Annotated in this window: 22 protein-coding genes; 17 read left to right on the forward strand and 5 right to left on the reverse strand. The window is 72.8% G+C overall.

Features of this window, described 5'->3' with window-relative positions; genetic code table 11:
* Positions 1–55 precede the first annotated feature (55 nt).
* The 6 genes from ACZ53K_RS02755 to ACZ53K_RS02780 all read left to right on the forward strand — a co-directional run bounded on the left by ACZ53K_RS02755 (position 56) and on the right by ACZ53K_RS02780 (position 5,762).
* Complete coding sequence (locus tag ACZ53K_RS02755) at positions 56–958, forward strand: LysR family transcriptional regulator (protein WP_468831174.1); 903 nt, start codon at positions 56–58, stop codon at positions 956–958.
* Between the two features lie 275 nt (positions 959–1,233).
* The gene (locus ACZ53K_RS02760; RefSeq protein WP_468831177.1) at positions 1,234–1,800 is read left to right on the forward strand and encodes a phosphoribosyltransferase family protein; all 567 of its coding nucleotides are present in this window, start codon (positions 1,234–1,236) and stop codon (positions 1,798–1,800) included.
* Positions 1,801–1,901: 101 nt separating this feature from the next.
* Positions 1,902–2,870: a PLP-dependent cysteine synthase family protein gene (locus tag ACZ53K_RS02765; RefSeq protein WP_468831180.1), complete on the forward strand. Its 969-nt coding sequence runs from the start codon at positions 1,902–1,904 to the stop codon at positions 2,868–2,870.
* Positions 2,867–3,580: a YggS family pyridoxal phosphate-dependent enzyme gene (locus ACZ53K_RS02770; protein WP_468831183.1), complete on the forward strand. Its 714-nt coding sequence runs from the start codon at positions 2,867–2,869 to the stop codon at positions 3,578–3,580. Before ACZ53K_RS02765 ends, ACZ53K_RS02770 begins: the two co-directional genes overlap by 4 nt.
* A gap of 9 nt (positions 3,581–3,589) precedes the next feature.
* Positions 3,590–4,525, forward strand: coding sequence for an EamA family transporter (locus ACZ53K_RS02775; RefSeq protein ID WP_468831186.1), 936 nt, complete (start codon positions 3,590–3,592; stop codon positions 4,523–4,525).
* A complete protein-coding gene (locus tag ACZ53K_RS02780) occupies positions 4,506–5,762 on the forward strand; it encodes an ATP-grasp domain-containing protein (protein ID WP_468831189.1) in 1,257 nt (418 codons plus the stop codon). The genes ACZ53K_RS02775 and ACZ53K_RS02780 overlap by 20 nt, the downstream gene beginning before the upstream one ends.
* Positions 5,763–5,810: 48 nt before the next feature.
* Here ACZ53K_RS02780 and ACZ53K_RS02785 read toward each other — a convergent pair whose 3' ends face one another.
* The gene (locus tag ACZ53K_RS02785) at positions 5,811–6,443 is read right to left on the reverse strand and encodes a TIGR03085 family metal-binding protein (RefSeq protein WP_468831192.1); all 633 of its coding nucleotides are present in this window, start codon (positions 6,441–6,443) and stop codon (positions 5,811–5,813) included.
* A 320-nt stretch (positions 6,444–6,763) separates the two neighbouring features.
* Here ACZ53K_RS02785 and hisI point away from each other — a divergent pair, with 320 nt between their 5' ends.
* The 11 genes from hisI (at position 6,764) to lgt (ending at position 17,194) form a co-directional block, all read left to right on the forward strand.
* Positions 6,764–7,129, forward strand: a complete 366-nt coding sequence (hisI, locus tag ACZ53K_RS02790) for a phosphoribosyl-AMP cyclohydrolase (protein WP_468831195.1) — start codon at positions 6,764–6,766, stop codon at positions 7,127–7,129.
* 10 nt (positions 7,130–7,139) lie between these two features.
* A complete protein-coding gene (locus ACZ53K_RS02795) occupies positions 7,140–8,663 on the forward strand; it encodes an anthranilate synthase component I (RefSeq protein WP_468831198.1) in 1,524 nt (507 codons plus the stop codon).
* A 116-nt stretch (positions 8,664–8,779) separates the two neighbouring features.
* Positions 8,780–9,433: a TIGR02234 family membrane protein gene (locus tag ACZ53K_RS02800; RefSeq protein WP_468831203.1), complete on the forward strand. Its 654-nt coding sequence runs from the start codon at positions 8,780–8,782 to the stop codon at positions 9,431–9,433.
* An 86-nt stretch (positions 9,434–9,519) separates the two neighbouring features.
* Positions 9,520–9,765 carry an HGxxPAAW family protein gene (locus tag ACZ53K_RS02805; RefSeq protein WP_468831206.1) on the forward strand — a complete coding sequence of 82 codons (246 nt, stop codon included), beginning with the start codon at positions 9,520–9,522 and terminating at the stop codon, positions 9,763–9,765.
* 462 nt (positions 9,766–10,227) lie between these two features.
* The gene (locus ACZ53K_RS02810; RefSeq protein ID WP_468831889.1) at positions 10,228–10,611 is read left to right on the forward strand and encodes a DUF2752 domain-containing protein; all 384 of its coding nucleotides are present in this window, start codon (positions 10,228–10,230) and stop codon (positions 10,609–10,611) included.
* 299 nt (positions 10,612–10,910) lie between these two features.
* Positions 10,911–11,720, forward strand: coding sequence for an indole-3-glycerol phosphate synthase TrpC (gene trpC / locus ACZ53K_RS02815; protein WP_360134509.1), 810 nt, complete (start codon positions 10,911–10,913; stop codon positions 11,718–11,720).
* Positions 11,721–11,728: 8 nt separating this feature from the next.
* Positions 11,729–11,962 carry a tryptophan biosynthesis modulator TrpM gene (trpM, locus tag ACZ53K_RS02820; protein WP_468488110.1) on the forward strand — a complete coding sequence of 78 codons (234 nt, stop codon included), beginning with the start codon at positions 11,729–11,731 and terminating at the stop codon, positions 11,960–11,962.
* A gap of 395 nt (positions 11,963–12,357) precedes the next feature.
* Positions 12,358–13,662, forward strand: a complete 1,305-nt coding sequence (gene trpB / locus ACZ53K_RS02825) for a tryptophan synthase subunit beta (RefSeq protein WP_468831210.1) — start codon at positions 12,358–12,360, stop codon at positions 13,660–13,662.
* Positions 13,662–14,480: a tryptophan synthase subunit alpha gene (trpA, locus tag ACZ53K_RS02830; RefSeq protein ID WP_468831213.1), complete on the forward strand. Its 819-nt coding sequence runs from the start codon at positions 13,662–13,664 to the stop codon at positions 14,478–14,480. The genes trpB and trpA overlap by 1 nt, the downstream gene beginning before the upstream one ends.
* Before the next feature lie 179 nt (positions 14,481–14,659).
* The gene (locus ACZ53K_RS02835; protein ID WP_468831216.1) at positions 14,660–15,715 is read left to right on the forward strand and encodes a DsbA family protein; all 1,056 of its coding nucleotides are present in this window, start codon (positions 14,660–14,662) and stop codon (positions 15,713–15,715) included.
* 462 nt (positions 15,716–16,177) lie between these two features.
* Positions 16,178–17,194 carry a prolipoprotein diacylglyceryl transferase gene (gene lgt / locus ACZ53K_RS02840; protein ID WP_468831219.1) on the forward strand — a complete coding sequence of 339 codons (1,017 nt, stop codon included), beginning with the start codon at positions 16,178–16,180 and terminating at the stop codon, positions 17,192–17,194.
* An 83-nt stretch (positions 17,195–17,277) separates the two neighbouring features.
* Here the strand turns inward: lgt and ACZ53K_RS02845 are convergent, their stop codons facing one another.
* The 4 genes from ACZ53K_RS02845 to ACZ53K_RS02860 all read right to left on the reverse strand — a co-directional run bounded on the left by ACZ53K_RS02845 (position 17,278) and on the right by ACZ53K_RS02860 (position 22,268).
* Positions 17,278–18,255 carry an HpcH/HpaI aldolase/citrate lyase family protein gene (locus ACZ53K_RS02845; RefSeq protein ID WP_468831222.1) on the reverse strand — a complete coding sequence of 326 codons (978 nt, stop codon included), beginning with the start codon at positions 18,253–18,255 and terminating at the stop codon, positions 17,278–17,280.
* Positions 18,252–19,508, reverse strand: coding sequence for a CaiB/BaiF CoA transferase family protein (locus tag ACZ53K_RS02850; protein WP_468831225.1), 1,257 nt, complete (start codon positions 19,506–19,508; stop codon positions 18,252–18,254). The genes ACZ53K_RS02845 and ACZ53K_RS02850 overlap by 4 nt, the downstream gene beginning before the upstream one ends.
* 64 nt (positions 19,509–19,572) lie before the next feature.
* Positions 19,573–21,045, reverse strand: a complete 1,473-nt coding sequence (locus ACZ53K_RS02855) for an ADP-ribosylglycohydrolase family protein (RefSeq protein WP_468831228.1) — start codon at positions 21,043–21,045, stop codon at positions 19,573–19,575.
* On the reverse strand, positions 21,045–22,268 hold the full coding sequence (locus tag ACZ53K_RS02860; protein WP_468831231.1) for an ADP-ribosylglycohydrolase family protein: 1,224 nt from the start codon (positions 22,266–22,268) through the stop codon (positions 21,045–21,047). Before ACZ53K_RS02860 ends, ACZ53K_RS02855 begins: the two co-directional genes overlap by 1 nt.
* Between the last annotated feature and the right edge of the window lies 1 nt (position 22,269).

The following is a 22,269-nucleotide window of genomic DNA, read 5'->3' on the forward strand; positions in this document are numbered from 1 at the left end:
ACATGGTGCGGCTCATCTCCATAGCCATTCCCTATCTACGCCTATCATCGGAGCCATGCAGCTCCAGCAGCTCCGCTACTTCGCGGCGGTCGCCGACACCCGTCACTTCACCCGCGCCGCCGAACGCGAGCACGTCGCACAGCCCTCCCTCTCGCAGCAGATCAAGGCCCTGGAACGGGAGCTGGGCGCCGATCTGTTCCACCGGGCGCGCGGCCACATCACCCTCACCGACGCGGGCCGGACTCTGCTGCCGCTGGCCCGGCGCATCCTCGCCGACACCGACACCGCCCGGCGCGAGGTCCAGGAGGTCGCCCAGCTGCGGCGCGGCCGGTTGCGGCTCGGCGCGCCGCCCAGCCTGTGCGCGAGCCTCGTCCCGGACGTACTGAGCATCTTCCACACCGCCTATCCGGGGGTGGAACTGGTCGTCCACGAGGACGGGTCGCAGGATCTCGTACGCGTCCTGGCGGACGGCGAACTGGACCTCGCGCTCATCATCACGCCGCTCCCGGAACAGGCCCCGGCCCTGGCCACCGCCGAACTGCTGCGCGAGGAGCTGGTCGTGGTCTCCGCGCCGGACCGTCCGGCCCCGGTGGGCGGCGGCCGGCGGATGCGCGTCGAGGACCTTCAGGACCGTCCGCTGGCGATGTTCCGGCGCGGCTACGACCTGCGGGAGTTCACCACGGCCGCGTGCCGGGCGGCCGGGTTCGAGCCGGTCTTCACCGTGGAGGGCGGTGAGATGGACGCGGTCCTGGGGTTCGTACGGGCCGGGCTGGGTGTCGCGGTCGTGCCCAGCATGGTGGCCGAACGCTCCGGGCTGCGCGTCACCCGATTCGCCACCCCGGACATGCACCGGGTGATCTCGGTGGCACACCGGGGGGACGTCTCGCCGCCGCGGGCCGCCCGGGAACTCCGGCGGATACTGCTGGCACACCTGGGGCTGGAGCGGTCGGATGCGTGACGGATCCCGGCGCGCCGACGGCCCCGGGCGGGCCCCGGCGAACGGTGATTTCCGGCCACACGGTCGCGCCGGCGCGTGCCCTCGGCCGGGCCGCCGCCCAGGTGGCAGGGGGCGTGAACCGGCGCGAGGCACAGTGGTCCCAAGGTGAACAGGCTGTTTCCAGGCAGAAGCCAGGGCGGCCATTGCCTTTTCTACTTTTGGGGCGGTAAAAAAGGCTGCACTCGCCGAATGACGGCACAGCATTGGGCGCCACGGGGGAAAGGCAAGGAATGCCGATGTTGCTCGAAGAGGTTTACGCGGGAGCGCCGACCGTCAAATCCGGACGCCACCTCACCACGGTGAATGAATTTACCGACCAATCACCCGCACTCCGCCCGGAAGTACTCGCGGAAGCGACCAGCCGGCTGGTCGAACTGGGCGCCTTCGAGGCCGGGAAGATCCTGGTCGAGGAGGACAAGGGAGCGATTCTCGGCAGCGCGGTCTCGCTGGCCGTCGGACTGCCGCTCGCCGTCGCCCGCTGGTACACCTACGACCTGGGCGGCCACGGCATCTCGGTGCCGATCGACAGCGAGTACTTCGCGGGCACGCTCTTCATCAACGGCGTCGAGCCGGGCGACCGGGTGACCATCGTCGACGACACCATCAGCACCGGCGGCACCCTGATCGCCCTGATCGAGGCCGTCCGGGCAGCCGGTGCCCGCGTCGAGGAAATCCTGGTGGCGGTGGAGAAACCGGAGAACGGCGGCCGGCAGCGGGTCGCCGAACGGTTCGGCATCGAGGTCCGCTCCGTCATCCGGATCGCCGTCGACCCGGACTCCGGGCGCGTGGCCGTCCTGGGCTGACCGCCGCAGGGGAAACGGCGCCGCACGCCCTCGCGCCGCGCGTTTCCGCGGATCCGCGCATGCCGGATCACACCCGTTCACACCCGCCCGAGGAGTTCTGTGTGAGCACGACCAGCCCCGGCGCCGAGACCGGTGGCACACAACTGTACGAACTGCGTCACATTGCCGAGCCCGGAGCCGCCCGGATATTCGCGAAATGCGAATTCCGCAATCCCACCGGAAGTCACAAGGACCGCGTCTTCTCCTACATGATCGATGAACTGGAGAAGGCCGGCACGATCAGCCCCGGCATGACCTTGGTCGAATGTTCGACCGGAAATGGCGGCGCCGCACTGTCCCGCGTCGGCGCACAGCGCGGATACCGCATCGTCATCATCATGCCGGAAGGCATGACCGAAGAACGCCGGAAACAGATCGCGTCCTGGGGCGGAACGGTCGTCGAGACCTCCGCACACGGCTTCCTCCTGGAAGGCGAGGAGACCGCCCGGCGGTACGTGGCCGAGAACGCCGGCAGCCACTTCCTCGACCAGTCCACCAATGAACTGAACTGGCGTGCCTGGCGCTCCTGCGGCCAGGAGATCGTCGCCGACCTGCGCGCGGCGGGCGCGACCCCCGGCCACTTCATCTGCTCCATCGGCACCGGCGGCACCTTCACCGGAATCGCCGACGTCCTCAAGGACGCCCACCCCGGCCTGCGCACCTGGGCCGTCGAAGTGGACCGCTCGGCCGCCCTGTACGCCAAGCGCAACGGCCTGCCCTTCGAGCACCACACCCACAACCTGATGGGCCTGGGCCCCGGCAAGGTGCCGTCCAACCTGCGCGAAGAACTCGTCGACGAGGTCGGACTGATCACCGGCGACGACGGCTGGACCACCATGAAACGCCTCATCTCCGAGGAGGGACTGCCCGTCGGGCCCACCGCCGGCGGCAACATCTTCGCCGCCCAGCGGCTGGCCAGGACCCTGCCGCCCGAAGAGGTCGTGGTCACCGTGCTGTTCGACTCGGCCTGGAAGTACCTCAGCATCTGGGACGGCCGGTACGAGCAGTACGGGACGGAGGCGGGCTCATGACCGCCGAACACCCGGCCACGGCGGAGCCGGATCTCGCGGAGCCGGACCTCGCGGAGCGCCTGGCCGCCGTCACCGGCCGCCTCGCCCTGGCCTGCGCGCGGGCCGGGGTGCCGCCCCGGGACGTACGGTTCGTCGCCGTCAGCAAGTTCCACGGCCCGCCCGCGCTCACCGCCGCCCTGGAGGCCGGGCAGCGCCACTTCGGCGAGAGCCGGGTGCAGGAGGCGCAGACCAAGTGGCCGCCGCTGCGGGAACGCCACCCCGGCACCCGGCTGCACCTCATCGGCCCGCTGCAGACCAACAAGGCCACCGCGGCCGTCCGCGCCTTCGACGTCCTGCACAGCCTGGACCGGCCGCGCCTGGCCGCGGCCCTGGCCACCGCCATGGACCGCACCGGATGCCGCCCGGACTGCTTCGTCCAGGTCAACACCGGCGACGAGCCGCACAAGAGCGGCGTGCCCGTCGCCGGGGCGGCCGCGTTCGTCAAGGAGTGCGTGGACACGTACGGGCTGCCCGTCGTCGGTCTGATGTGCATCCCGCCCTACGGGGGCGATCCCCGCCCGCATTTCCGCACGCTGCGCGCGCTGGCCGAGGCGTCGGGCCTGCGGCAGCTCAGCATGGGGATGAGCGCCGACTTCGAGACCGCGGTGGCCGAGGGCGCCACCACGGTCCGGGTCGGCGAGGCGGTCTTCGGCCCGCGCCCGCGGCACTGAGGGGGCGCCGTGCTCGCGCTGTTCGTCTTCAGCCTGTTCTCCGCCCTGGTGGACGTCTTCGCCTCCGAACGCCTGCAGCACGTGGACCCGGGGAGTGTGGCCGCGGTCGCCTTCACCCTCACCGGAGCGTTCTTCTGCCTGCTCACCGTCGTCCGGCTGCGCCCGGCCCGGCTCCTCGCGGTCGTCCGGGCGCACGCCGTCGACCTGCTCGTCCTCAACGTCACCACCGCCGTGACCTGGCTGACCCTGCTGTACGCCCTCAGGCTCATGGAACCGGCCGTCACCAACGTGGTGTCGATAGCCATCGGCCCCGCCTTCACCGTCCTGCTCCAGGCCCTGTGGTGGAAACGGGACCGCGTACTGCCCGGCGAGATCCTCTCCGCGGCCGGCATCCTGCTCACCCTGGCCGGACTGGTCTGGGCGTCGCTGGACGGCCGCAGCGGGGTGGGCGACCGCGCCGCCCTGGCCATGACGCTGGGCCTGTGCGCCGCGGTCGCCTCCGGCGCGGGCGGGGCCGCCAACGTCGTCTTCTCCGCCCGCCTGGGCGCGGCCGGCGTGGACGTACCCACCGTCATGGGCCTGCGGTTCGGCCTGGTCGCGGCCGTCGGCTGGACGCTGGCCGGCTTCTCCGGCGCCGAGCAACTGGGCCACGCGCTGGTGCCGGGTGCAGTGGTGGCCGTCATCGGCGTCTCGATCCCCGCCTATCTGGTGCAGATCGGGGTGCGCAAGGTGACCCCGATGACCGCCTCCATGATCTGCGCGCTCGCGCCCGCCATGACCCTTCTCGTCCAGCTGGCCGACTCCCGGCTGACGTTCTCGGTGCCGTCGACCCTCGGCATCGCCGTGATCACCGTCTTCATCGCGATCGGGCTGCTGGCCCGCCGGGGCGCGCCCCCGGCCGCGGTGGCGCAGGAAAGCAGGACCCATGCAGTGTCTGATCGTTGACGCCTACTCCACCGGCCGTTTCCTGCCCGCCGCCCTCGCCGAACGCGGGGTCAAGTGCGTCCATGTGCAGAGCACCCCGGCCATCCCCGACTACCTGCGACGCACCTTCCCGCAAGGAGCCTTCACCGAGACCCTGGTGCACGACGGCGACCTGGAGGCGCTGCTGGAGGCGGTGCGCCCGGCCGCCCCCGCCTTCGTCCTCCCCGGCAACGAGACCGGCGTCGACCTCGCCGACACCCTCGCCCGCCGCCTCGACCTGCCCGGCAACGCCCCGGACGAGCGGCGGGTACGGCGCGACAAGTACGACATGGCCATGGCCGTACGGGCCCACGGCCTGCGCGCCCCCGACACCCTGCGCACTTCCCGCTTCGACACCGCCCTCTCGTGGGCCCGGGCCCACGGCCGCTGGCCGCTGGTGGTCAAACCCGCCGACAGCGCGGGCACCGACAATGTCTTCTTCTGTGCCGACCCGGTCGAACTGTGCACCTCCTTCGGCCACATCCTCAGCTCGTCCAACATCCAGGGGAACCGCAACAAGACCGTCGTCCTCCAGGAGCGCCTGACCGGCACCGAGTACTTCGCCAACACCGTCAGCGTCGGCGGGCGCCACCACATCGCGGAGATCTGGCGCTACCACAAGCGGCGCGGCCGCAACGGGGCGTCGATCTACGACTACGAGGAGCCGCTGACCGCGCACGACCCCGCGGCCGCCGCCCTCAAGCCGTACCTCCTGGGCGTCCTGGACGCGCTCGGCGTCCGCCACGGGCCCGCCCACTCGGAGGTCATGCTGACCGACGAGGGGCCCGTTCTGATCGAGACCGGCGCGCGGCTGGCCGGCAGCATCCTGCCGCACGTGGTCAGCCGCTGCTTCGGCACCAACCACGTGGAGCTGACGGCCCTGGCGGCCAGCGACCCGGCCGCCTTCGCCGCCCGCGCGGCGATCCCGGCCGAGCCGCGCACCGGACTGCGCTATGTCTCGCTGATCTCCCCGTTCGCGGGGCGGCTGACCTCCCTGGACGGGTTCGAGCGGCTGCGCGAGCTGCCGTCGTACGCCGATCACTACCTCGGCGTACGGGCCGGTGCCTACCTCAGCCCCACGGTGAACGCCGCGACGTCACCCGGCGTCTGCTACCTCCTGCACGAGGACGAACGGCAGATCGAGGCGGACTACCGGCAGCTGCGCGCGCTGGAACTCCAGGAGCCGGGCGGGCTCTACGAGATCGAGCGGACGCGGTGAGCGCCCGGGGGCAGCCGGTCCGGGCCGGCTGCCCCCGGGCCCGCGGGTCTACAGGCCGAGCTGGGCCTCCAGCGCCTTGGCCACCGCGTCCTTGTCCCCGTCCAACTGCACATCGGCCACCGTCTGCCGCCCGAAGGTGAACAGGAGCAGCTCACCCGGCTCGCCGGTGACCGTGACGACCGGCGTACCGCGGCGTGCGACCGCCGTCCGGCCGTCCGGGCGGCGCAGCACCAGCCCCACCGGCGACTTGCGTCCCAGCAGCCGCGTCATCTTCTCCAGGCGCGACCACAGCACGTCCGAGAACACCGGGTCCAGCTCGCGCGGCGTCCAGTCGGAACCGGCCCGCCGCACGTCCTCGGAGTGGACGAAGAACTCCACGGTGTTGGCCGCCTCGTCGATCTGCTTGAGCGCGTACGGTGACAGCCGGGGCGGACCGGACCGGATGAGCCGCAGCAGTTCCTCGTACGGCTTCTCGGCGAACTCCCGCTGCACCCGCTCCAGGCGGCCCGCCAGCGGCTTGAGGACCAGGCCCCCGGCGGCGTCCGCGCGCCGCTCGCGCACCACCACGTGTGCGGCGAGGTCCCGGGTGGTCCAGCCTCCGCACAGCGTCGGGGCATCGGGCCCGGCGCCCTCCAACAGGTCGGCAAGGAGCAGCCGTTCACGCTTCGCATGGGTCGACATGCGACCACCCTACGACCGGGGCGCGGCGGGTGCCACGGCGCCACGCGCCGCGTATGCCACCGGCGCCGCGACCGCCGTACGCGATCAGCTCCGCAGCAGCAGTACGGCGGCGACCAGCAGCCCCGCGACGAAGATCGCGAGCAGTACCGCCGCCGCGACCTTCGCCGTGCGGTCGGCGTCCGGAGGCGGCGGCTGGCGGGTCATGGGTGCAGGATGCCGTACGCCCTCCGCTCCGCGCGCGCCGTCCGCGGAGCACCGGCCGTCCGGGGCACCGGGCGCACCGGCCGTCCGCACCACCCGGCGCACGGCACAATGGACCCATGAGCAGCCGCGTCCCGAATTCCCAGCTCGACCCGGCCGTCGCCGCCCGCCTCAAGCGGGACGCCGACGGTCTGGTCCCCGCCATCGCCCAGCAGTACGACACCGGCGAGGTGCTGATGCTCGGCTGGATGGACGACGAGGCGCTGCACCGCACGCTCACCACCGGCCGCTGCACGTACTGGAGCCGCAGCCGCCAGGAATACTGGGTCAAGGGCGATACGTCCGGACATATCCAGCACGTGAAGTCCGTCGCCCTGGACTGCGACGCGGACACCATCCTGGTCAAGGTCGACCAGGTCGGCGCGGCCTGCCACACCGGCGCCCGCACCTGCTTTGATGAGGATGTGCTCACCGAAGGGCAGTAGGCTCCGCGCCATGACCTCGGGAACCACCGGCACCGCCACACCGGACCTGGAGAACTTCCGTACGCTCGCGAAGGACCGCCGGGTCATCCCCGTCACCCGGCGCCTGCTCGCCGACGGCGACACCCCGGTGGGCCTCTACCGCAAGCTGGCCGCCGAACGCCCGGGCACCTTCCTGCTCGAATCGGCCGAGAACGGCCGCACCTGGTCCCGGTACTCCTTCGTCGGCGTCCGCAGCGCCGCCACACTGACCGTGCGCGACGGGCAGGCCCACTGGCTGGGCGCCCCGCCGGTCGGCGTGCCCACCGACGGCGACCCGCTCGCCGCGCTGCGCGCCACCGTCGAGGCCCTGCACACCCCGCGCGACCTGATCGAGGGCCAGGGCCTGCCGCCCTTCACCGGCGGCATGGTCGGCTACCTCGGCTACGACATCGTGCGCCGGCTGGAGAAGATCGGCGACAGCACCACGGACGACCTCGGGCTGCCCGAGCTGACCATGCTGCTCACCTCCGACCTGGCCGTACTGGACCACTGGAACGGCACGGTCCTGCTGATCGCCAACGCCATCAACCACAACGACCTGGAGACGGGCGTGGACGAGGCGTACGCGGACGCCGTCGCCCGCCTGGACAGCATGGCCTACGACCTGGCCCGCCCGGCCCCCGCGAGCGCCGCGGCCCTGCCGCCCTCCGAACTGCCCCCGTACACCGCGAAGTGGGGAGGCCCCGCCTACCAGGACGCGGTCGAGGACGTGAAGGAGCGCATCCGCGCGGGCGACGCCTTCCAGGTCGTGCCCTCGCAGCGCTTCGAAACCGGGTGCACCGCCTCCGCGTTGGACGTCTACCGGGTGCTGCGGGCCACCAACCCCAGCCCGTACATGTACCTGCTGCGTTTCGAGGACGGCGTCGACATCGTCGGGTCCAGCCCCGAGGCACTGGTCAAGGTCGAGAACGGGCAGGCCACGCTGCACCCCATCGCGGGCACCCGGCCGCGCGGCGCGACCGTCCCCGAGGACCAGGCCCTCGCCGACGAGCTGATGGCCGACCCCAAGGAACGCGCCGAGCACCTGATGCTCGTCGACCTCGGCCGCAACGACCTGGGCCGGGTCTGCGAACCCGGCAGTGTCGAGGTCGTCGACTTCATGTCCGTCGAGCGCTACAGCCATGTCATGCACATCGTCTCCACGGTGACCGGCCAGCTGGCGCAGGGCCGCACCGCCTTCGACGTGCTCACCGCCTGCTTCCCCGCGGGCACCCTCTCCGGCGCCCCCAAGCCCCGCGCGATGCAGATCATCGAGGAGCTGGAGCCGACCCGGCGCGGCCTGTACGGCGGCTGCGTCGGCTACCTCGACTTCGCCGGCGACTCCGACACCGCCATCGCGATCCGCACGGCACTGCTGCGGGACGGCACCGCGTACGTCCAGGCGGGCGCGGGCGTCGTCGCGGACTCCGACCCGGTGGCGGAGGACACGGAGTGCCGCAACAAGGCCGCCGCCGTGCTGCGGGCCGTGCACACGGCCAACGGGCTGGGGGCCTGAGCAGGGTCTCCGGGAGGACCGGATGCCGCGGGCGGGAGACGGCTTGAGCAGGGCGTCCGCCAGGTAGGGGTACCGCGGACGGCGGCTGGAGGCACCGCCTCCGTACAGTGGTAGGCGTGACTGCCGTAGACCACCCCCGCACCGGCGCGACGGTGTCCCCGTCGTCTCCGCCGCCCAAGCCCGCACGCAGCGGAAAGAGCCTGGCGCTCGCGCTGATCGCCGGCGCGGCCGGCGCTGCCGTCGTGCTGCTGGCCTCCGGCCGCACCTGGGCCAAGGCCACCGCCGTCGTCGCCCAGGGGCAGCTGCCGCAGACCGCCTCGGGCCAGGACGTCACGGGCGTGCCCGGTGCCCTCGCCATCGTCGGGCTCGCCGCCCTGGTAGCCCTCTTCGCCGTACGCGGGGCAGGCCGGGTGGCGGTCGCCGCGCTGCTCGCCCTCAGCGGCCTGGGCACCGTCGTCGGCGCGTACCTCGGCATCTCCGACACCGCGGCGCTCCGCGAGAAGGCGGCCACCGCCACCGGACTGTCCGACGCCGGCGTACAGGACGTCTCGCACACCTTCTGGCCCTGGGCTGCGGTCGTCGGCGGCCTCCTGCTGCTGGTCGCGGGAGTGCTGGCCCTGCTGTACGGGCGCCACTGGCCCGCCATGTCCGGGCGCTACGAGCGCGCCGGCGCGGCCCCCCGCAGCCCGCGCCGCTCCGCCGCCGCCGACCCGGAACGCCCGGAAGAGATGTGGAAGTCCCTGGACCGGGGTGAGGACCCGACCCGGTAGTGGCCGCACCCCGGCCATCGGGGACAATGGACCACGAGGGATCACCGCGCCCCGACTCAGGCGCGAAAAAGCTACGAGGAGCACTCATGTCGAGCAGTGGCCACGGACACACTCCCGCCGCCTGGACCGGCGTCATCATCTCGTTCATCGGCTTCTGCGTCGCCGGCGCCTTCATCGTGCTGGCGAACGTGACCGGGTTCTGGGCGGGCATGGTCCTGATCGGCCTCGGTGCCGTGGTCGGCGGCGTCATGCGCGCGGCCGGCATGGGCCAGGGCGGCAAGAAGGGCGCGACGGCCCACGGCCAGGCCAAGGCCCGGCCCCAGGAGGGCTGAGCCCTCGCCGGGCCCGGCCCGGCGGCAACGGATCCTGCGACGGCGCGGTGGCGCGGCCTGTACGGCGAGGGTGCTTGGCGGCATCCCGCGTACGGTGGCCGCGGCCGCGCCGTTGTCCGTTGGGGGATGGGTGGGGGAATCCGGTGGGGGCGTCGTTCGTACGGCGGTCGGTGAGCTGCGGTCCTGCCCGTACGGCAGCACGATCGTCGTGTGGGTGAACCCGTGGGCCCGGTCGGTGGGCCGGTTTCCGTATCCGGATCTGCGTCCGGGCCCGAGTCCGGACTCGTACCGGACTCGTATCGGTCCGGGTACGGGCCCGAGTCCGGACCCGTACCAGGGCCTGCGGCTGGGCCTGTGTCCGGTGCCGCGTCCGGGGAAGGGTGTGGGTTGAAGCGTGATGCCGTCGGTGGGAGCGCTCGCCGCCTCGGCCCGCACGGCTTCGCCTTCGCCTTCGCCCGGCGGATGGCGGCGCCGTTCGGCGTCCTGGCGGCCGTCGCCGCCTCCTTCGTCTTCGTGGGACTCGTCGATCCGAACGAACCCGGCCATTACCCGGCCTGCCCCCTGCTTGCCCTCACCGGCATCTACTGTCCGGCCTGCGGCGGGCTGCGCGGCGCGCACGCCGTCGCGCACGGTGACTTCGCCACGGCGGCGGGAGCCAACATTCTGGCGATGGCCGGTTACGCGGCTTTCGCGGTATTCTGGGCGGCCTGGGCCGTACGGGCGGCCCGCGGACTCCCTACGGCGGGCCCGCGGCCCGGAGCGGTGCACTGGTGGGCGTTGGGCGGGCTGCTGCTCGTCTTCACGGTCGTACGCAATCTTCCGTTCGGGGAAGGGTTGACTCCGTAGCGAATCAAGGGTTCGCGGGCCGGGTCATACCGGGCCCGGAGTGAGGTCGGGGGGCGCGTCGGGGCAGGTGGGCCAAGGTCACGGAGATCCGTGCCACGGGAGGCCATGAAGTGCGGAAACGCCTCCTGACCTGCGGTTTCCTTGCTCGGTGCGCGGTGCGGCCGTCCACCTGGTGGGACCGGCGTCAACCGGATGTGAGACCTTTGCCCCTCGCCGGATACCATCGGAGAGCCTGACGGGGTGACACTGGCCCCGAGGGCGACTGTCACCCTCCACCGCTCAAGAAGGAGGCCGCTCGCGTGAGTGTGCTCGACGAGATCATCGAGGGAGTCCGCGCCGACCTCGCCGAGCGGCAGGCGCGCGTGGGCCTCGACGAACTCAAGGAGCGGGCCCTCAAGGCGCGCCCGGCCAAGGACGGGGTCGCGGCCCTCAAGGGCGACAGCGTCACGGTGATCTGCGAGGTCAAGCGCTCCAGCCCCTCCAAGGGCGCGCTCGCCGCCATCGCCGACCCGGCCGGCCTCGCCGCCGATTACGAGGCGGGCGGCGCGGCGGTCATCTCCGTACTGACGGAGCAGCGCAAGTTCGGCGGCTCGCTCGCCGACCTGGAGGCCGTCCGGGCCAAGGTCGACATCCCCGTCCTGCGCAAGGACTTCATCGTCACCGCCTACCAGCTGTGGGAGGCCCGCGCGTACGGCGCCGACCTGGCGCTGCTGATCGTCTCCGCGCTGGAGCAGGAGGCCCTGGTCTCGCTGATCGAGCGGGCCGAGTCGATCGGGCTGACGCCGCTGGTCGAGGTGCACGACGAGGAAGAGGTCCAGCGGGCCGTGGACGCCGGTGCGCGGATCATCGGGGTGAACGCCCGCAACCTGAAGACCCTTGAGGTGGACCGCGGGAACTTCGCGCGGATCGCGCCGGAGATCCCGGACCACATCGTCAAGATCGCCGAGTCCGGCGTGCGCGGGCCGCACGACCTGATCGCGTACGCCAATGACGGCGCCGACGCCGTGCTGGTGGGCGAGTCGCTGGTCACCGGCAAGGACCCGAAGACCGCCGTCGCCGACCTGGTCGCGGCCGGTTCCCACCCTGCCATCCGGCACGGACGGGGCTGACTCCCTCCATGGCCACCGCCCGCCTCCACCGCCCCGGCCCGGGACCCCTCCCGGGACCGGCCGGCGTGCTCGCCGCGGCCGGTGCCGCGCGCGATCCGCACGCGGCGCTGGGGCGCGGGTGCCGGCCGCGTGGCTGCCGGGCGCCGGCCCGCCGGGTGCGCGGGCGGCGGGTCAGGTACCACATCGGTGCGGAGCCGGGCCAGATCAACGGCCGGCGATGGCGCCGTAACGGCGCGCTGTAGCCGCTCGTTGCCGGGCCCGGGTGATTGATCCCCGTACGGGGGTTCCGTCCCCGGTGTCCACTCGTTCGCGCCTTGTCGGCCTGTGAGCCGTTCCGTCCCGTTCCCCGCCTGCCCGGCGAGGCGCCCCGGACGGGCTGTCCGCAGGCCGTGGCGCGAGCTCCGCCTTCGCGACTCCGGCTCCCGCTCCCGCTTTCCCTTCGCCTTTTCGTATCCGCTTCCTCGCGGCACGGTCGCGGCCGCCGTTGCCGACGCCGCGCGGGGAGTGCGTGGGGCGTGTCGGGCGAGTGGGGGAGCGCGTCGGGCGCGAGACGCACCGAGCGCGAGGCGCACCGCATACCGTGATGCCCGCATATCCATACTTCCGGGGCAGTTGCCCCGATCGAGGAGTACGTCGGATGTCTTCTGACTTCTTCATCCCGGACCCGGAGGGTCAGGTCCCGAACGCCGGAGGCTACTTCGGCGACTTCGGCGGCAAGTTCATCCCCGAGGCGCTGGTCGCCGCGGTGGACGAGGTGGCCGCCGAGTACGAGAAGGCCAAGGCGGACCCGGCCTTCGCCGCCGAACTGAACGACCTGATGGTCAACTACACCGGCCGGCCCAGCGCCCTGACCGAGGTGCCGCGGTTCGCCGAGCACGCCGGCGGCGCCCGGGTCTTCCTCAAGCGCGAGGACCTGAACCACACCGGCTCGCACAAGATCAACAACGTGCTGGGCCAGGCGCTGCTCACCCGGCGCATGGGCAAGACCCGCGTCATCGCCGAGACCGGCGCGGGCCAGCACGGCGTGGCCACCGCCACCGCCTGCGCCCTCTTCGGCCTCGAATGCACCATCTACATGGGCGAGATCGACACCGAGCGGCAGGCCCTGAACGTCGCCCGGATGCGGATGCTCGGCGCCGAGGTCATCGCCGTGAAATCCGGCAGCCGCACCCTCAAGGACGCCATCAACGAGGCGTTCCGGGACTGGGTCGCCAACGTCGACCGCACCCACTACCTCTTCGGCACGGTCGCAGGTCCCCACCCCTTCCCGGCCCTGGTCCGCGACTTCCACCGGGTCATCGGCGTCGAGGCGCGCCGCCAGCTCCTGGAGCGCACCGGGCGCCTCCCGGACGCGGCGGTGGCCTGCGTCGGCGGCGGGTCCAACGCCATCGGCCTCTTCCACGCGTTCCTCCAGGACGCCTCCGTACGGCTCGTCGGCTGTGAGCCCGGCGGCCACGGCGTCGAGACCGGCGAACACGCCGCCACCCTCACCGAGGGCACCCCCGGCATCCTGCACGGCTCCCGGTCCTACGTCCTGCAGGACGAGGACGGCCAGATCACCGAGCCGTACTCGATCTCCGCCGGACTGGACTACCCGGGCATCGGGCCCGAGCACTCCTACCTCAAGGACACCGGCCGCGGCGAATACCGGGCCGTCACCGACGACGCGGCGATGCAGGCCCTGCGGCTGCTGTCGCGGACCGAGGGCATCATCCCGGCCATCGAGAGCGCCCACGCGCTGGCGGGCGCGCTGGAAATCGGCCGCGAACTGGGCAAGGACGGGCTGATCCTGGTCAACCTCTCCGGACGCGGCGACAAGGACATGGACACCGCGGCCCGCTACTTCGGGCTGTACGGGGCGCCCGCCGACGACGCGGTGGAGGCCGACGACACCGACGCCACGGACACCGCGCTCGGCGCGCACGACGAGGGGAGCAAGTGATGGCGGGCAACGTCCAGCTGCTCGGCAGCACCCTGGCCGCGGCCAGGGAGGAGAACCGGGCCGCGCTGGTCGGATATCTGCCGGCCGGCTTCCCGACCGTGGACGGGGGTGTGCGGGCCGTCACCGCCATGATCGAGGGCGGCTGCGACATCGTCGAGATCGGGCTGCCGCACAGCGACCCGGTCCTGGACGGCCCGGTCATCCAGACCGCCGACGACATCGCGCTGCGTGGCGGCGTCAAGATCAAGGACGTCATCCGTACGGTCGGCGAGGTACACGCGGCGACCGGCGCGCCGGTGCTGTGCATGACGTACTGGAATCCGGTGGACGCATACGGCGTCGAGCGCTTCGCCGCCGACCTGGCCGCCGCGGGCGGGGCCGGCTGCATCCTGCCCGACCTGCCGGTCGAGGAGTCCGGGGTGTGGCGCGCGGCGGCCGGGCAGCACGGCCTGGCCACCGTGTTCGTGGTCGCGCCGAGCAGCCGGGACGAACGCCTGGCGAAGATCACCGAGGCGGGCAGCGGCTTCGTGTACGCGGCCTCGCTGATGGGTGTCACCGGCACCCGCGAGTCGGTCGGCCGCGAGGCGCAGGACCTGGTCGAGCGCACCCGGGCCACCACCGACCTGCCGGTCTGCGTCGGCCTCGGCGTCTCGAACGCCGAACAGGCCGCCGAGGTGGCCCGGTTCGCTGACGGGGTCATCGTCGGATCGGCCTTCGTCAAGCGGCTGCTGGACGCCGGGGACGACCTGGAGGCCGGTCTCGCGGGCGTCCGCGAACTCGCGGGCGACCTGGCGGCGGGCGTACGCAAGCGCGGGTGACACGCGGGCCCCACGGCACGGGCACGGCCGCGGAACCGGCCCCGGAGGGTGTGCGGTCGCACGTCTGATTGGGGTGCCCGCGTGTGTCCGGGCCGGTGCCCGGCGGGGCTGTCCCTCGTTAGGACGAAGAACGCGGCGGAGGGGTGCGAGGGCGCCCCTCCGCTTCGTTGTTCAGGGGCGTGAGCCAGAACAATCAAGACAAAAAGAACAGTGCCCGTGAGCGGCTGCAGGCCCAGCGGGTGAAGGAGAAGGCGCGCGAACGGCGCGGCCGCCAGCTGAAGGTCGCCGCGGCGGTGGTGGCGGTGCTGGCCATCGCCGGTGGCGTCGGCGTCTGGGCCGCCTCCTCGGGCGACGACTCGGGCGGCAGCGACAAGGTGGCGCTTCCCAAGGGGACCCAGGACAGCGACAAGCCCGCGGTGCCGGTCGGCAAGAAGGAGGCCCCGTCCACGCTCACGGTGTGGGAGGACTTCCGCTGCCCCGCCTGCGCCCAGTTCGAGAAGGGGTTCCGCGGCGCCATCCACGAGCTGGAGGACTCCGGGCTGCTGAAGAGCGACTACCACCTCGCGACGATCATCGACGGCAGCATGCACGGCAAGGGCTCGGTCACCGCCGCCAACGCCGCGCTCTGCGCCCAGGACGCGGGCCGCTTCCGCGAGTACCACGACGTGCTGTACGACAACCAGCCGCCGGAGCAGCAGGACCGGTTCGCGGACAAGAAGTACCTCATCCAGCTGGCCGGAAAGGTGAACGGGCTGATCAGCGACGCCTTCACGCAGTGCGTCAACGACGGTAAGTACACGGACTTCGTCCACAAGTCCAACTCCGCCTTCACCAACTCCGGATACCAGGGCACCCCGACCGTCCTGCTCAACGGCAAGAACCTCGCCGAGGAGAAGAACCTCACCCCCGACGGGCTCAAGCAGAAGGTGCGGGACGCCGCCAAGGACAAGAAGGCGGGCGGCGGATCCTCCGAGAACAAGCCGCCCGGCGCGAAGCCCGGCAACGCTAAGACGGAAAAGGCGAAGAAGGCGGAGAAGGCGGAGACCGGGGCCACGACGGTCGGGGCCTCGGCGGGCAGCGGTGCCGGACATTCGGCGGGCGCGGGCAGCACGGCCGGTGCGGGACACAGCGCCGGAGCCGGGCACGGTGCCGCGCAGGGACAGAGCGCCGGTTCCGGCGCGGGCGCCGAGCACTCGGGCGGCAGCGCGGACCGGGTCCCGGCCCCGGCCCCGTGAGGAGGCGGCCTGGCGCGGTACTGGATCGGAGCGGTGGCCTACCGGGTGGGTGTGGTGGCGTACCGGGCCGGTCCGGCGGGCTGCCGGGTGGAGCTGGTCGCGTACCGGGTGGGCCCGGTGGAGCGTTGGGTCGGATCGGTGGGGTACCGGACGGGCCCGAAGGGATGCCGGACGGGCCCGGAGGGGCATCGGGCGGGGCCGGTGGGGTATCGGGCGGGCCCGGTGTGACGCCGCACCGGCCCGGTGCCGTGCCAGGGCGCTCCCGTATCGGAGCGGCGATTCAGGTTCCGTTCCGGGTGCCGCTCCGGGCTCCACTCCGGGCGCTGCTCGGGGCTCCGTTCCTGGCGTCGTTCCGGGCCCCGACCGTGGCCGTAATCGACCGCCGGCAGTGACGGTCGTTACACAGCCGTAGCCGGGTGGGTTGTCGCCGCGCCCATCCGGCGCGGTAGCGTCGTCCCTGCCATGGACCTCGCATTCATTCCCAGCCCCTCCACGGGTGTCGTTCACCTCGGCCCGATCCCGTTGCGCGGCTACGCCTTCTGCATCATCATCGGCGTCTTCATCGGCGTCTGGCTCGGCAACAAGCGCTGGATCCAGCGCGGCGGCCGCTCCGGGACCGTCGCGGACATCGCCGTGTGGGCCGTGCCCTTCGGGCTCGTCGGAGGCCGCCTCTACCACGTCATCACGACGTACGAGCCGTACTTCGGCAAGGACGGCCACCCCCTCAACGCCTTCAAGGTCTGGGAGGGCGGCCTCGGCATCTGGGGCGCCGTCGCGCTCGGCGCGCTGGGCGCCTGGATCGGCTGCCGCCGCCGCGGTATCCCGCTGCCCGCGTACATGGACGCGCTGGCGCCCGGCCTGGCCCTGGGCCAGGCGATCGGCCGCTGGGGCAACTGGTTCAACCAGGAGCTCTACGGCCGCGCCACCGACCTCCCGTGGGCGCTGGAGATCAGCGACGATCCGTCCATCGGCCGGGTCGGCGGCACCTACCACCCGACGTTCCTGTACGAGTCGCTGTGGTGCATCGGCGTCGCGCTGCTCGTGATCTGGGCGGACAAGCGCTTCAAGCTGGGCCACGGACGGGCGTTCGCGTTGTACGTGGCGTCCTACTGCGCCGGCCGCGCCTGGATCGAGTACATGCGGGTCGACGAGGCCCACCACATCCTGGGCCTGCGCCTGAACGTGTGGACCGCGCTCATCGGTCTCGTCGTGTCCGTCGTCTACATCGTGGTCTCCGCGAAGAAGATCCCGGGCCGCGAGGAGGTCGTCGAGCCGGCTGCGCTGGACGCGGCCGCGGACGGGACCGACGAGCGCGGCAAGTCCCTCAAGGGTGCCAAGAGCACCAAGGACGCCGAGGAGACCACGGAGGCCAAGGCGGCTCCCAAGGCCGCGGGCAGCGGTAAGGAGAGCGTGGCCAAGGGCGCCGCGAAGCTGACGAAGGACGCCGGTTCCGGGAGCCGGACCGGCAAGGAGTCCTGACGCCCGGCGTCGCACCGACCGAGCTTGACGGAGGCCGTCCGGACCCAACGGGGTCGGGGCGGCCTCCGCCGTTTCCGGCGGGCTCACCGTTCCTCCCCGCATCGGACCCCGCGGGCCGCCAGCGCGAGGACCCGGCGGGCGGCGGCGACCACGGCCGGATCGACGAAGCGGCCGTCGGGCAGGGCACAGGCACCGGCCCGGGCGGCCGCCGCCTGAACCGTCTCCACGGCTCTCTCGATCTCCTCGGCGGTGGGCAGGTAGGCCCGTTCGATCACCGGCAGTTGGCGTGGGTGCAGCGCCGCCCGGCCGAGGAAGCCCAGGTCCCGGCCCCGGGCGCACGACAGTGCCAGTGCCTCCGTGTCGCGCAGGTCGGGGAACACCGACTGCGGTGGGGGCGGCAGCCCGGCCGCGCGGGCGGCGATCACCGTACGGCCGCGTGCCCAGCCGAGCCCGTTCTCGTCCCGTACACCCAGCTCGGCCCGCAGGTCGGCCTCGCCCAGGGAAAGTCCGTGCAGCGCCGGGTGCGCGGTGGCGACGGCGAAGGCGTTCTCCACACCCAGGGCGGATTCGAGCAGCGCGTACAGCGGCGGCACGTCCGCCGCTTCCTCGTGGGCATGGGCATGGGCATGGGCGTGGGCCGCGCCGGCGGGGCCCACGTTCCCGCTGCCGGCCGCGGCCGCCCAGGCCGCGGCGCGGCGGATATCGGCGGCCCCGCTCACCTTGGGAAGCCGCAGCCCGGCCAGCGCGGGGAGAGCCGCAAGGGCCCGGATCTCCGTCGGGGCGTACGGACCGGTGAGCGCATTGACCCGGACGTGGACGGCGGGCCCGGAGGAGGAACCAGGGGGCGCGGGCCGTCGAGCGATGAGCAGCTCGACGGTGGCCCGAAGGGCGTACGGCTTGCGGTCGGCGGCGACCGCGTCCTCCAGATCGATCACGATCGCGTCGGCCCCGGACACCAGTGCCTTGGCGACCACCGCCGGACGGTCACCCGGTACGTACAGCCAGGTCAGCGGCGGGACGGCGAACGGGGCAGCGGCAGCGGCAGTGACGGCGGCGGTCATACGACACCGTCCGCACGCAGCGCGGCGATCCGCGCCGCCGACAGCCCGAGCAGACCGGACAGCACCGCGTCCGTGTCCGCGCCGTGCGGACGGCCCGCCCACCGGATGGCGCCGGGCGTCGTGGAGAGGCGGAAGAGCACGTTCTGCATCCGGACCGTGCCCAGCTCGTCGTCCGGTACCTCGGTGATCGAACCCAGTGCCCGGTACTGCTCGTTGTCCATCACCCCGCGGATGTCACAGACCGGCGCGACCGCCGCCTCGGCCCGTTCGAACGCGGCCACCACCTCGTCCCGGCCGTGCCGCGCTATCCAGCCGCCCACCGCCGCGTCCAGCTCGTCGGCGTGCCGGGCCCGCCCCGAGCCGGTGGCGAACCACGGCTCGGAGACGAACTCCGGGTGGCCGACCAGACGCAGCACCCGCTCGGCGACCGACTGGGTGGAGGCGGAGACGGCGAGCCAGTCACCGTCGGCGGTTCGGTAGGTGTTGCGCGGCGCGCTGTTGACGGAGCGGTTGCCCGTACGGGGCTGGACGTGGCCGAGCTGGTCGTACCAGACGGGCTGCGGACCGAGGACCGTGAGCATCGGCTCGATGATCGCCAGGTCCACCACCTGGCCCCGGCCGGTGGACTCGCGCCCGCGCAGCGCCGCCATCACCGCATACGCGGTGGTCAGCGCGGTGACGGAGTCGGCGAGCCCGAAGGGCGGCAGCGTCGGTGGACCGTCCGGCTCGCCGGTGAGCGCGGCGAACCCGCTCATCGCCTCGGCCAGGGTGCCGAAGCCGGGACGGTGCGCGTACGGCCCGAACTGGCCGAACCCGGTGACCCGGACCAGCACCAGCCCCGGATTGACGGCGGCCAGCTCCGCCGGGCCCAGGCCCCACTTCTCCAGGGTGCCCGGACGGAAGTTCTCGATCACGACGTCCGCGGTGCCGGCCAGTTCCAGCAGGACGTCCCGGCCGTCCGGGACGGCGAGGTCCAGGGTGACGGTCTTCTTGTTGCGGCCGAGCAGTTTCCACCACAGGCCGACACCGTCCTTGGCGGGCCCGTGCCCGCGGGACGGGTCCGGACGCCTGGGGTGCTCGATCTTGATGACCTCGGCCCCGAAGTCGCCGAGCAGTGTGGCGGCCAGCGGCCCGGCGAACAGCGTGGCCAGATCGAGCACCCGCAGTCCGGCGAGCGGCCCGGCGGTGAGAGCGGGGGAGGGAGGGCGGTCAGGGCGGTCTTCCGGCGGTGGTGGAGGTTGTTGCTGACGCATGGTGTGCCTCGATTCTTGGGGGAGTGGTGGGTTGGGCTGGGGTGAGTCGGGGCGGACGGAGGGGTCAGTTGCCGGTGTCTCGCTGTTCTCGGGTGGGGGTACGGCTGACGACCAGCTCCGCGGTGCGGGCCGCGAGTGTGTCGAAGCCGATGCCGTTCAGGTCGCCGACGGTGGTGGCGAGGCGGTTGCGGAGCGGCGCCGTCCAGCGGGAGGGCAGCGCGCCGGGGGACCCGGCCAGGAGCCCGGCGATCGAACCGGCCGTCGCGCCATTGGAGTCGGTGTCCCAGCCCCCGGACACCACACGGCATATGGAGCCGGAGAAGGAGCCGTCCGCGTGGGTGAGGGCGGCGGCCAGCAGCGCCGCGTTGGGCACGACGTGCACCCAGTGGTAGCGGCCGAACGCGCGGTGCAGCCGGTCGACGACCTGCTCGAATCCGGCGTCGGACCCGGTCGGCTCGGCGTGTGCGGCCTCGATGCCGAACCGTACGGCCCGGGCCAGCCGCGACCGGTGCGGTACGGCGGTGAGCCCGGCCCGCAGGCACCCGTGCACGTCCGTGTGCCCGCCCGCCGCCTCGGCGATGGCGGCCGCCGCGAACATCTCGCCGTACACACCGTTGGCGGTGTGCGTGAGCGTCGCGTCCCGCCAGGCGGCTTCCGCCGCTCCGGCCGGGTCGCCGGGACAGGTCCAGCCGAAGATGTCCGCCCGGATCAGCGCGCCGATCCACTCCCGGAACGGGTTGCGCCAGGAGGCCGTGTACGGGGGCTCGATGCCGTCCAGGAGGTTGCGGTACGCCACCCGTTCCGCGGTGAACGTCCGGCCCGCGGGCAACTCGTCGAGCCAGAGCCGGGCCACGTCGGTGGTGCGGAAGCCGTGGCCGTGACGCTGGAGGAGCAGCAGCCCGAGCACCGGGTGGTCGAGGTCGTCGTCCTCGGGCATACCGTCGATGTTCTCGGCCAGCGAGGTGGCACGGCTGCGGGTGTTCCAGGGGTACCGGGCGGCGATCGCCGGGTCCAGGCCGGCCTCGGTGAACCAGCCGCGCAGTGGCCAGTTGCCGGTGCCCCGGGCGAGTGCGCGGATCCCGGCGAGCGGCAGCTTCTCGACCGGTTTGCCGAGCAGACACCCGGCCGCCCGCCCCAGCCAGGCGGCCTCCAGGCGAGGACGGAGCGAACCGGGGGCGGGCCGGGGTCCAGGAGCCTGGGCGGGCGTGGATGGCCACTCGGTGCAGGCCGCTTTGATCGCGGGGAGGTCGGTGGGCTCGTCATCGGCCAAGGGGGAGGGGAGCGCGGCCAGTTCGTCGAGTAACCGGCCTGCCAGCTCGCGCAGGCGCGGGTCGGCCGGGCGTGGGGAGGCGCCGGACCGTTCGGGCGCGGGGTGGCCGCCCGCCGCGCGCCAGCGGTGTTCGACGGCCGAGGCGTCGCGCCCATCCTCGGCGGCCTGCCGCAGCTCGTGTCCGATCAGGTCCTCGGGCTGTACCCAGGTCACGCGCAGGGCTCCGGGGCGCTGGTCCGGGGACTCGCCCGGCTGGCGGCGCGGCATCACGCACCCGCGATCGTGACGAAGGCGTGCTCATGGTCGAGCCGGCGCTGCCGGTCCCTCGCGAAGACCTCACGGGCGACCCGGGCGAGCGCCAGGGCCGGGGCGCGCAGATTGAGCCGGCTCGCGCGGGAGACGCCCTCGCCCCACTCCACGGGGATCGTGCGCTCACCGTGCAGGGCCCCGGCCACCGCGCCGCTCATGGTGGCGATGGAGTCGCAGTCGCGGCCGTAGTTGACCGAGCCCAGAACCGTACGGCGGAAGTCACCCGCACCCACCAGCAACATGCCCAGGGCGATCGGCAGTTCCTCGATGGAGTGCAGCCGGGACGGGCGGCGTGCCCCGAGGGAGGGTTCCCGGTAGGCGGGGCCCACGGTGTCGAAGGGCGCGACGGCCGTACGCAGCGGCTCCCACGCGGACTCGAAGTCCGTGTACCGGCCGGCCACCGCGCAGACGGCCTCTATGGCGGCGCGAGTCCCGTCCTTCGCGAGGCGCAGCGCGTCCTCGACCACGGAGGCAGGCGTGGCCCCCGGCTTGAAGGCGGCGGCCACCGCGGCCGCGAAGACGCCGGCGGCCTCCCGCCCGTACGAGGACTGGTGGGCACCGGCGATGTCCACGGCCTCCGTGTAAGCGCCCTCGGGGTGACCGGCGTTGACGATGCCGACCGGCGCCATGTACATCGCCGCACCGCAGTTGACGATATTGCCGACACCCGCTTCGCGCGGGTCGACGTGCCCGTAGTGGAGCCGGGCCACGAGCCACTTCTCGGCGAGGAAGAGGCGGTGCAGCGGCAGTGCCTCGGCCTCCAGCTCCGGAATCCAGCGGGGCGCGCCGATCAGGTCGGGCACGAGGTGCTCGGCGACGGCGTAAGCGTCCAGGTGGTCGCGGACCTTCTCGTAGACCCGTACCAGCGCATGGGTCATGAGGGTGTCGTCGGTGACGTGCCCGTCGCCCTTGTGATACGGCGCGATGGGACGCGCGGTGCGCCAGTCGTCGTGGAAGGGGCCGACGATGCCGGTGACGCGGCCGCCGTGCCGCGCCGTGATCTGTTCCGGTGTGCAGCCCTCGACGGGTCCGCCGAGAGCGTCACCGACCGCGGCCCCGGTCAGGCAGCCGACCGCCCGGTCCTCCAGGGAGGGGGTGGCGGGCGTCGCCGCGGGGGAGTGCGGCTGCGCCTGGGATCGCGGCTGTTCCGGTTGTGGTGGGGGAGGAGCGGGATACGTCATG

It is taken from the genome of Streptomyces sp. NPDC033221 (assembly GCF_055577005.1).

What these genes read in the sequence shown, in the direction of transcription:
- ACZ53K_RS02755 (WP_468831174.1), top strand. Translation starts at nt 56, where the DNA reads ATGCAGCTCCAGCAGCTCCGCTACTTCGCGGCGGTCGCCGACACCCGT.
- ACZ53K_RS02760 (WP_468831177.1), top strand. Translation starts at nt 1,234, where the DNA reads ATGTTGCTCGAAGAGGTTTACGCGGGAGCGCCGACCGTCAAATCCGGA.
- ACZ53K_RS02770 (WP_468831183.1), top strand. Translation starts at nt 2,867, where the DNA reads ATGACCGCCGAACACCCGGCCACGGCGGAGCCGGATCTCGCGGAGCCG.
- ACZ53K_RS02780 (WP_468831189.1), top strand. Translation starts at nt 4,506, where the DNA reads ATGCAGTGTCTGATCGTTGACGCCTACTCCACCGGCCGTTTCCTGCCC.
- ACZ53K_RS02785 (WP_468831192.1), bottom strand. Translation starts at nt 6,443, where the DNA reads ATGTCGACCCATGCGAAGCGTGAACGGCTGCTCCTTGCCGACCTGTTG.
- hisI (WP_468831195.1), top strand. Translation starts at nt 6,764, where the DNA reads ATGAGCAGCCGCGTCCCGAATTCCCAGCTCGACCCGGCCGTCGCCGCC.
- ACZ53K_RS02795 (WP_468831198.1), top strand. Translation starts at nt 7,140, where the DNA reads ATGACCTCGGGAACCACCGGCACCGCCACACCGGACCTGGAGAACTTC.
- ACZ53K_RS02805 (WP_468831206.1), top strand. Translation starts at nt 9,520, where the DNA reads ATGTCGAGCAGTGGCCACGGACACACTCCCGCCGCCTGGACCGGCGTC.
- ACZ53K_RS02810 (WP_468831889.1), top strand. Translation starts at nt 10,228, where the DNA reads ATGGCGGCGCCGTTCGGCGTCCTGGCGGCCGTCGCCGCCTCCTTCGTC.
- trpM (WP_468488110.1), top strand. Translation starts at nt 11,729, where the DNA reads ATGGCCACCGCCCGCCTCCACCGCCCCGGCCCGGGACCCCTCCCGGGA.
- trpB (WP_468831210.1), top strand. Translation starts at nt 12,358, where the DNA reads ATGTCTTCTGACTTCTTCATCCCGGACCCGGAGGGTCAGGTCCCGAAC.
- trpA (WP_468831213.1), top strand. Translation starts at nt 13,662, where the DNA reads ATGGCGGGCAACGTCCAGCTGCTCGGCAGCACCCTGGCCGCGGCCAGG.
- lgt (WP_468831219.1), top strand. Translation starts at nt 16,178, where the DNA reads ATGGACCTCGCATTCATTCCCAGCCCCTCCACGGGTGTCGTTCACCTC.
- ACZ53K_RS02845 (WP_468831222.1), bottom strand. Translation starts at nt 18,255, where the DNA reads ATGACCGCCGCCGTCACTGCCGCTGCCGCTGCCCCGTTCGCCGTCCCG.
- ACZ53K_RS02850 (WP_468831225.1), bottom strand. Translation starts at nt 19,508, where the DNA reads ATGCGTCAGCAACAACCTCCACCACCGCCGGAAGACCGCCCTGACCGC.
- ACZ53K_RS02855 (WP_468831228.1), bottom strand. Translation starts at nt 21,045, where the DNA reads ATGCCGCGCCGCCAGCCGGGCGAGTCCCCGGACCAGCGCCCCGGAGCC.
- ACZ53K_RS02860 (WP_468831231.1), bottom strand. Translation starts at nt 22,268, where the DNA reads ATGACGTATCCCGCTCCTCCCCCACCACAACCGGAACAGCCGCGATCC.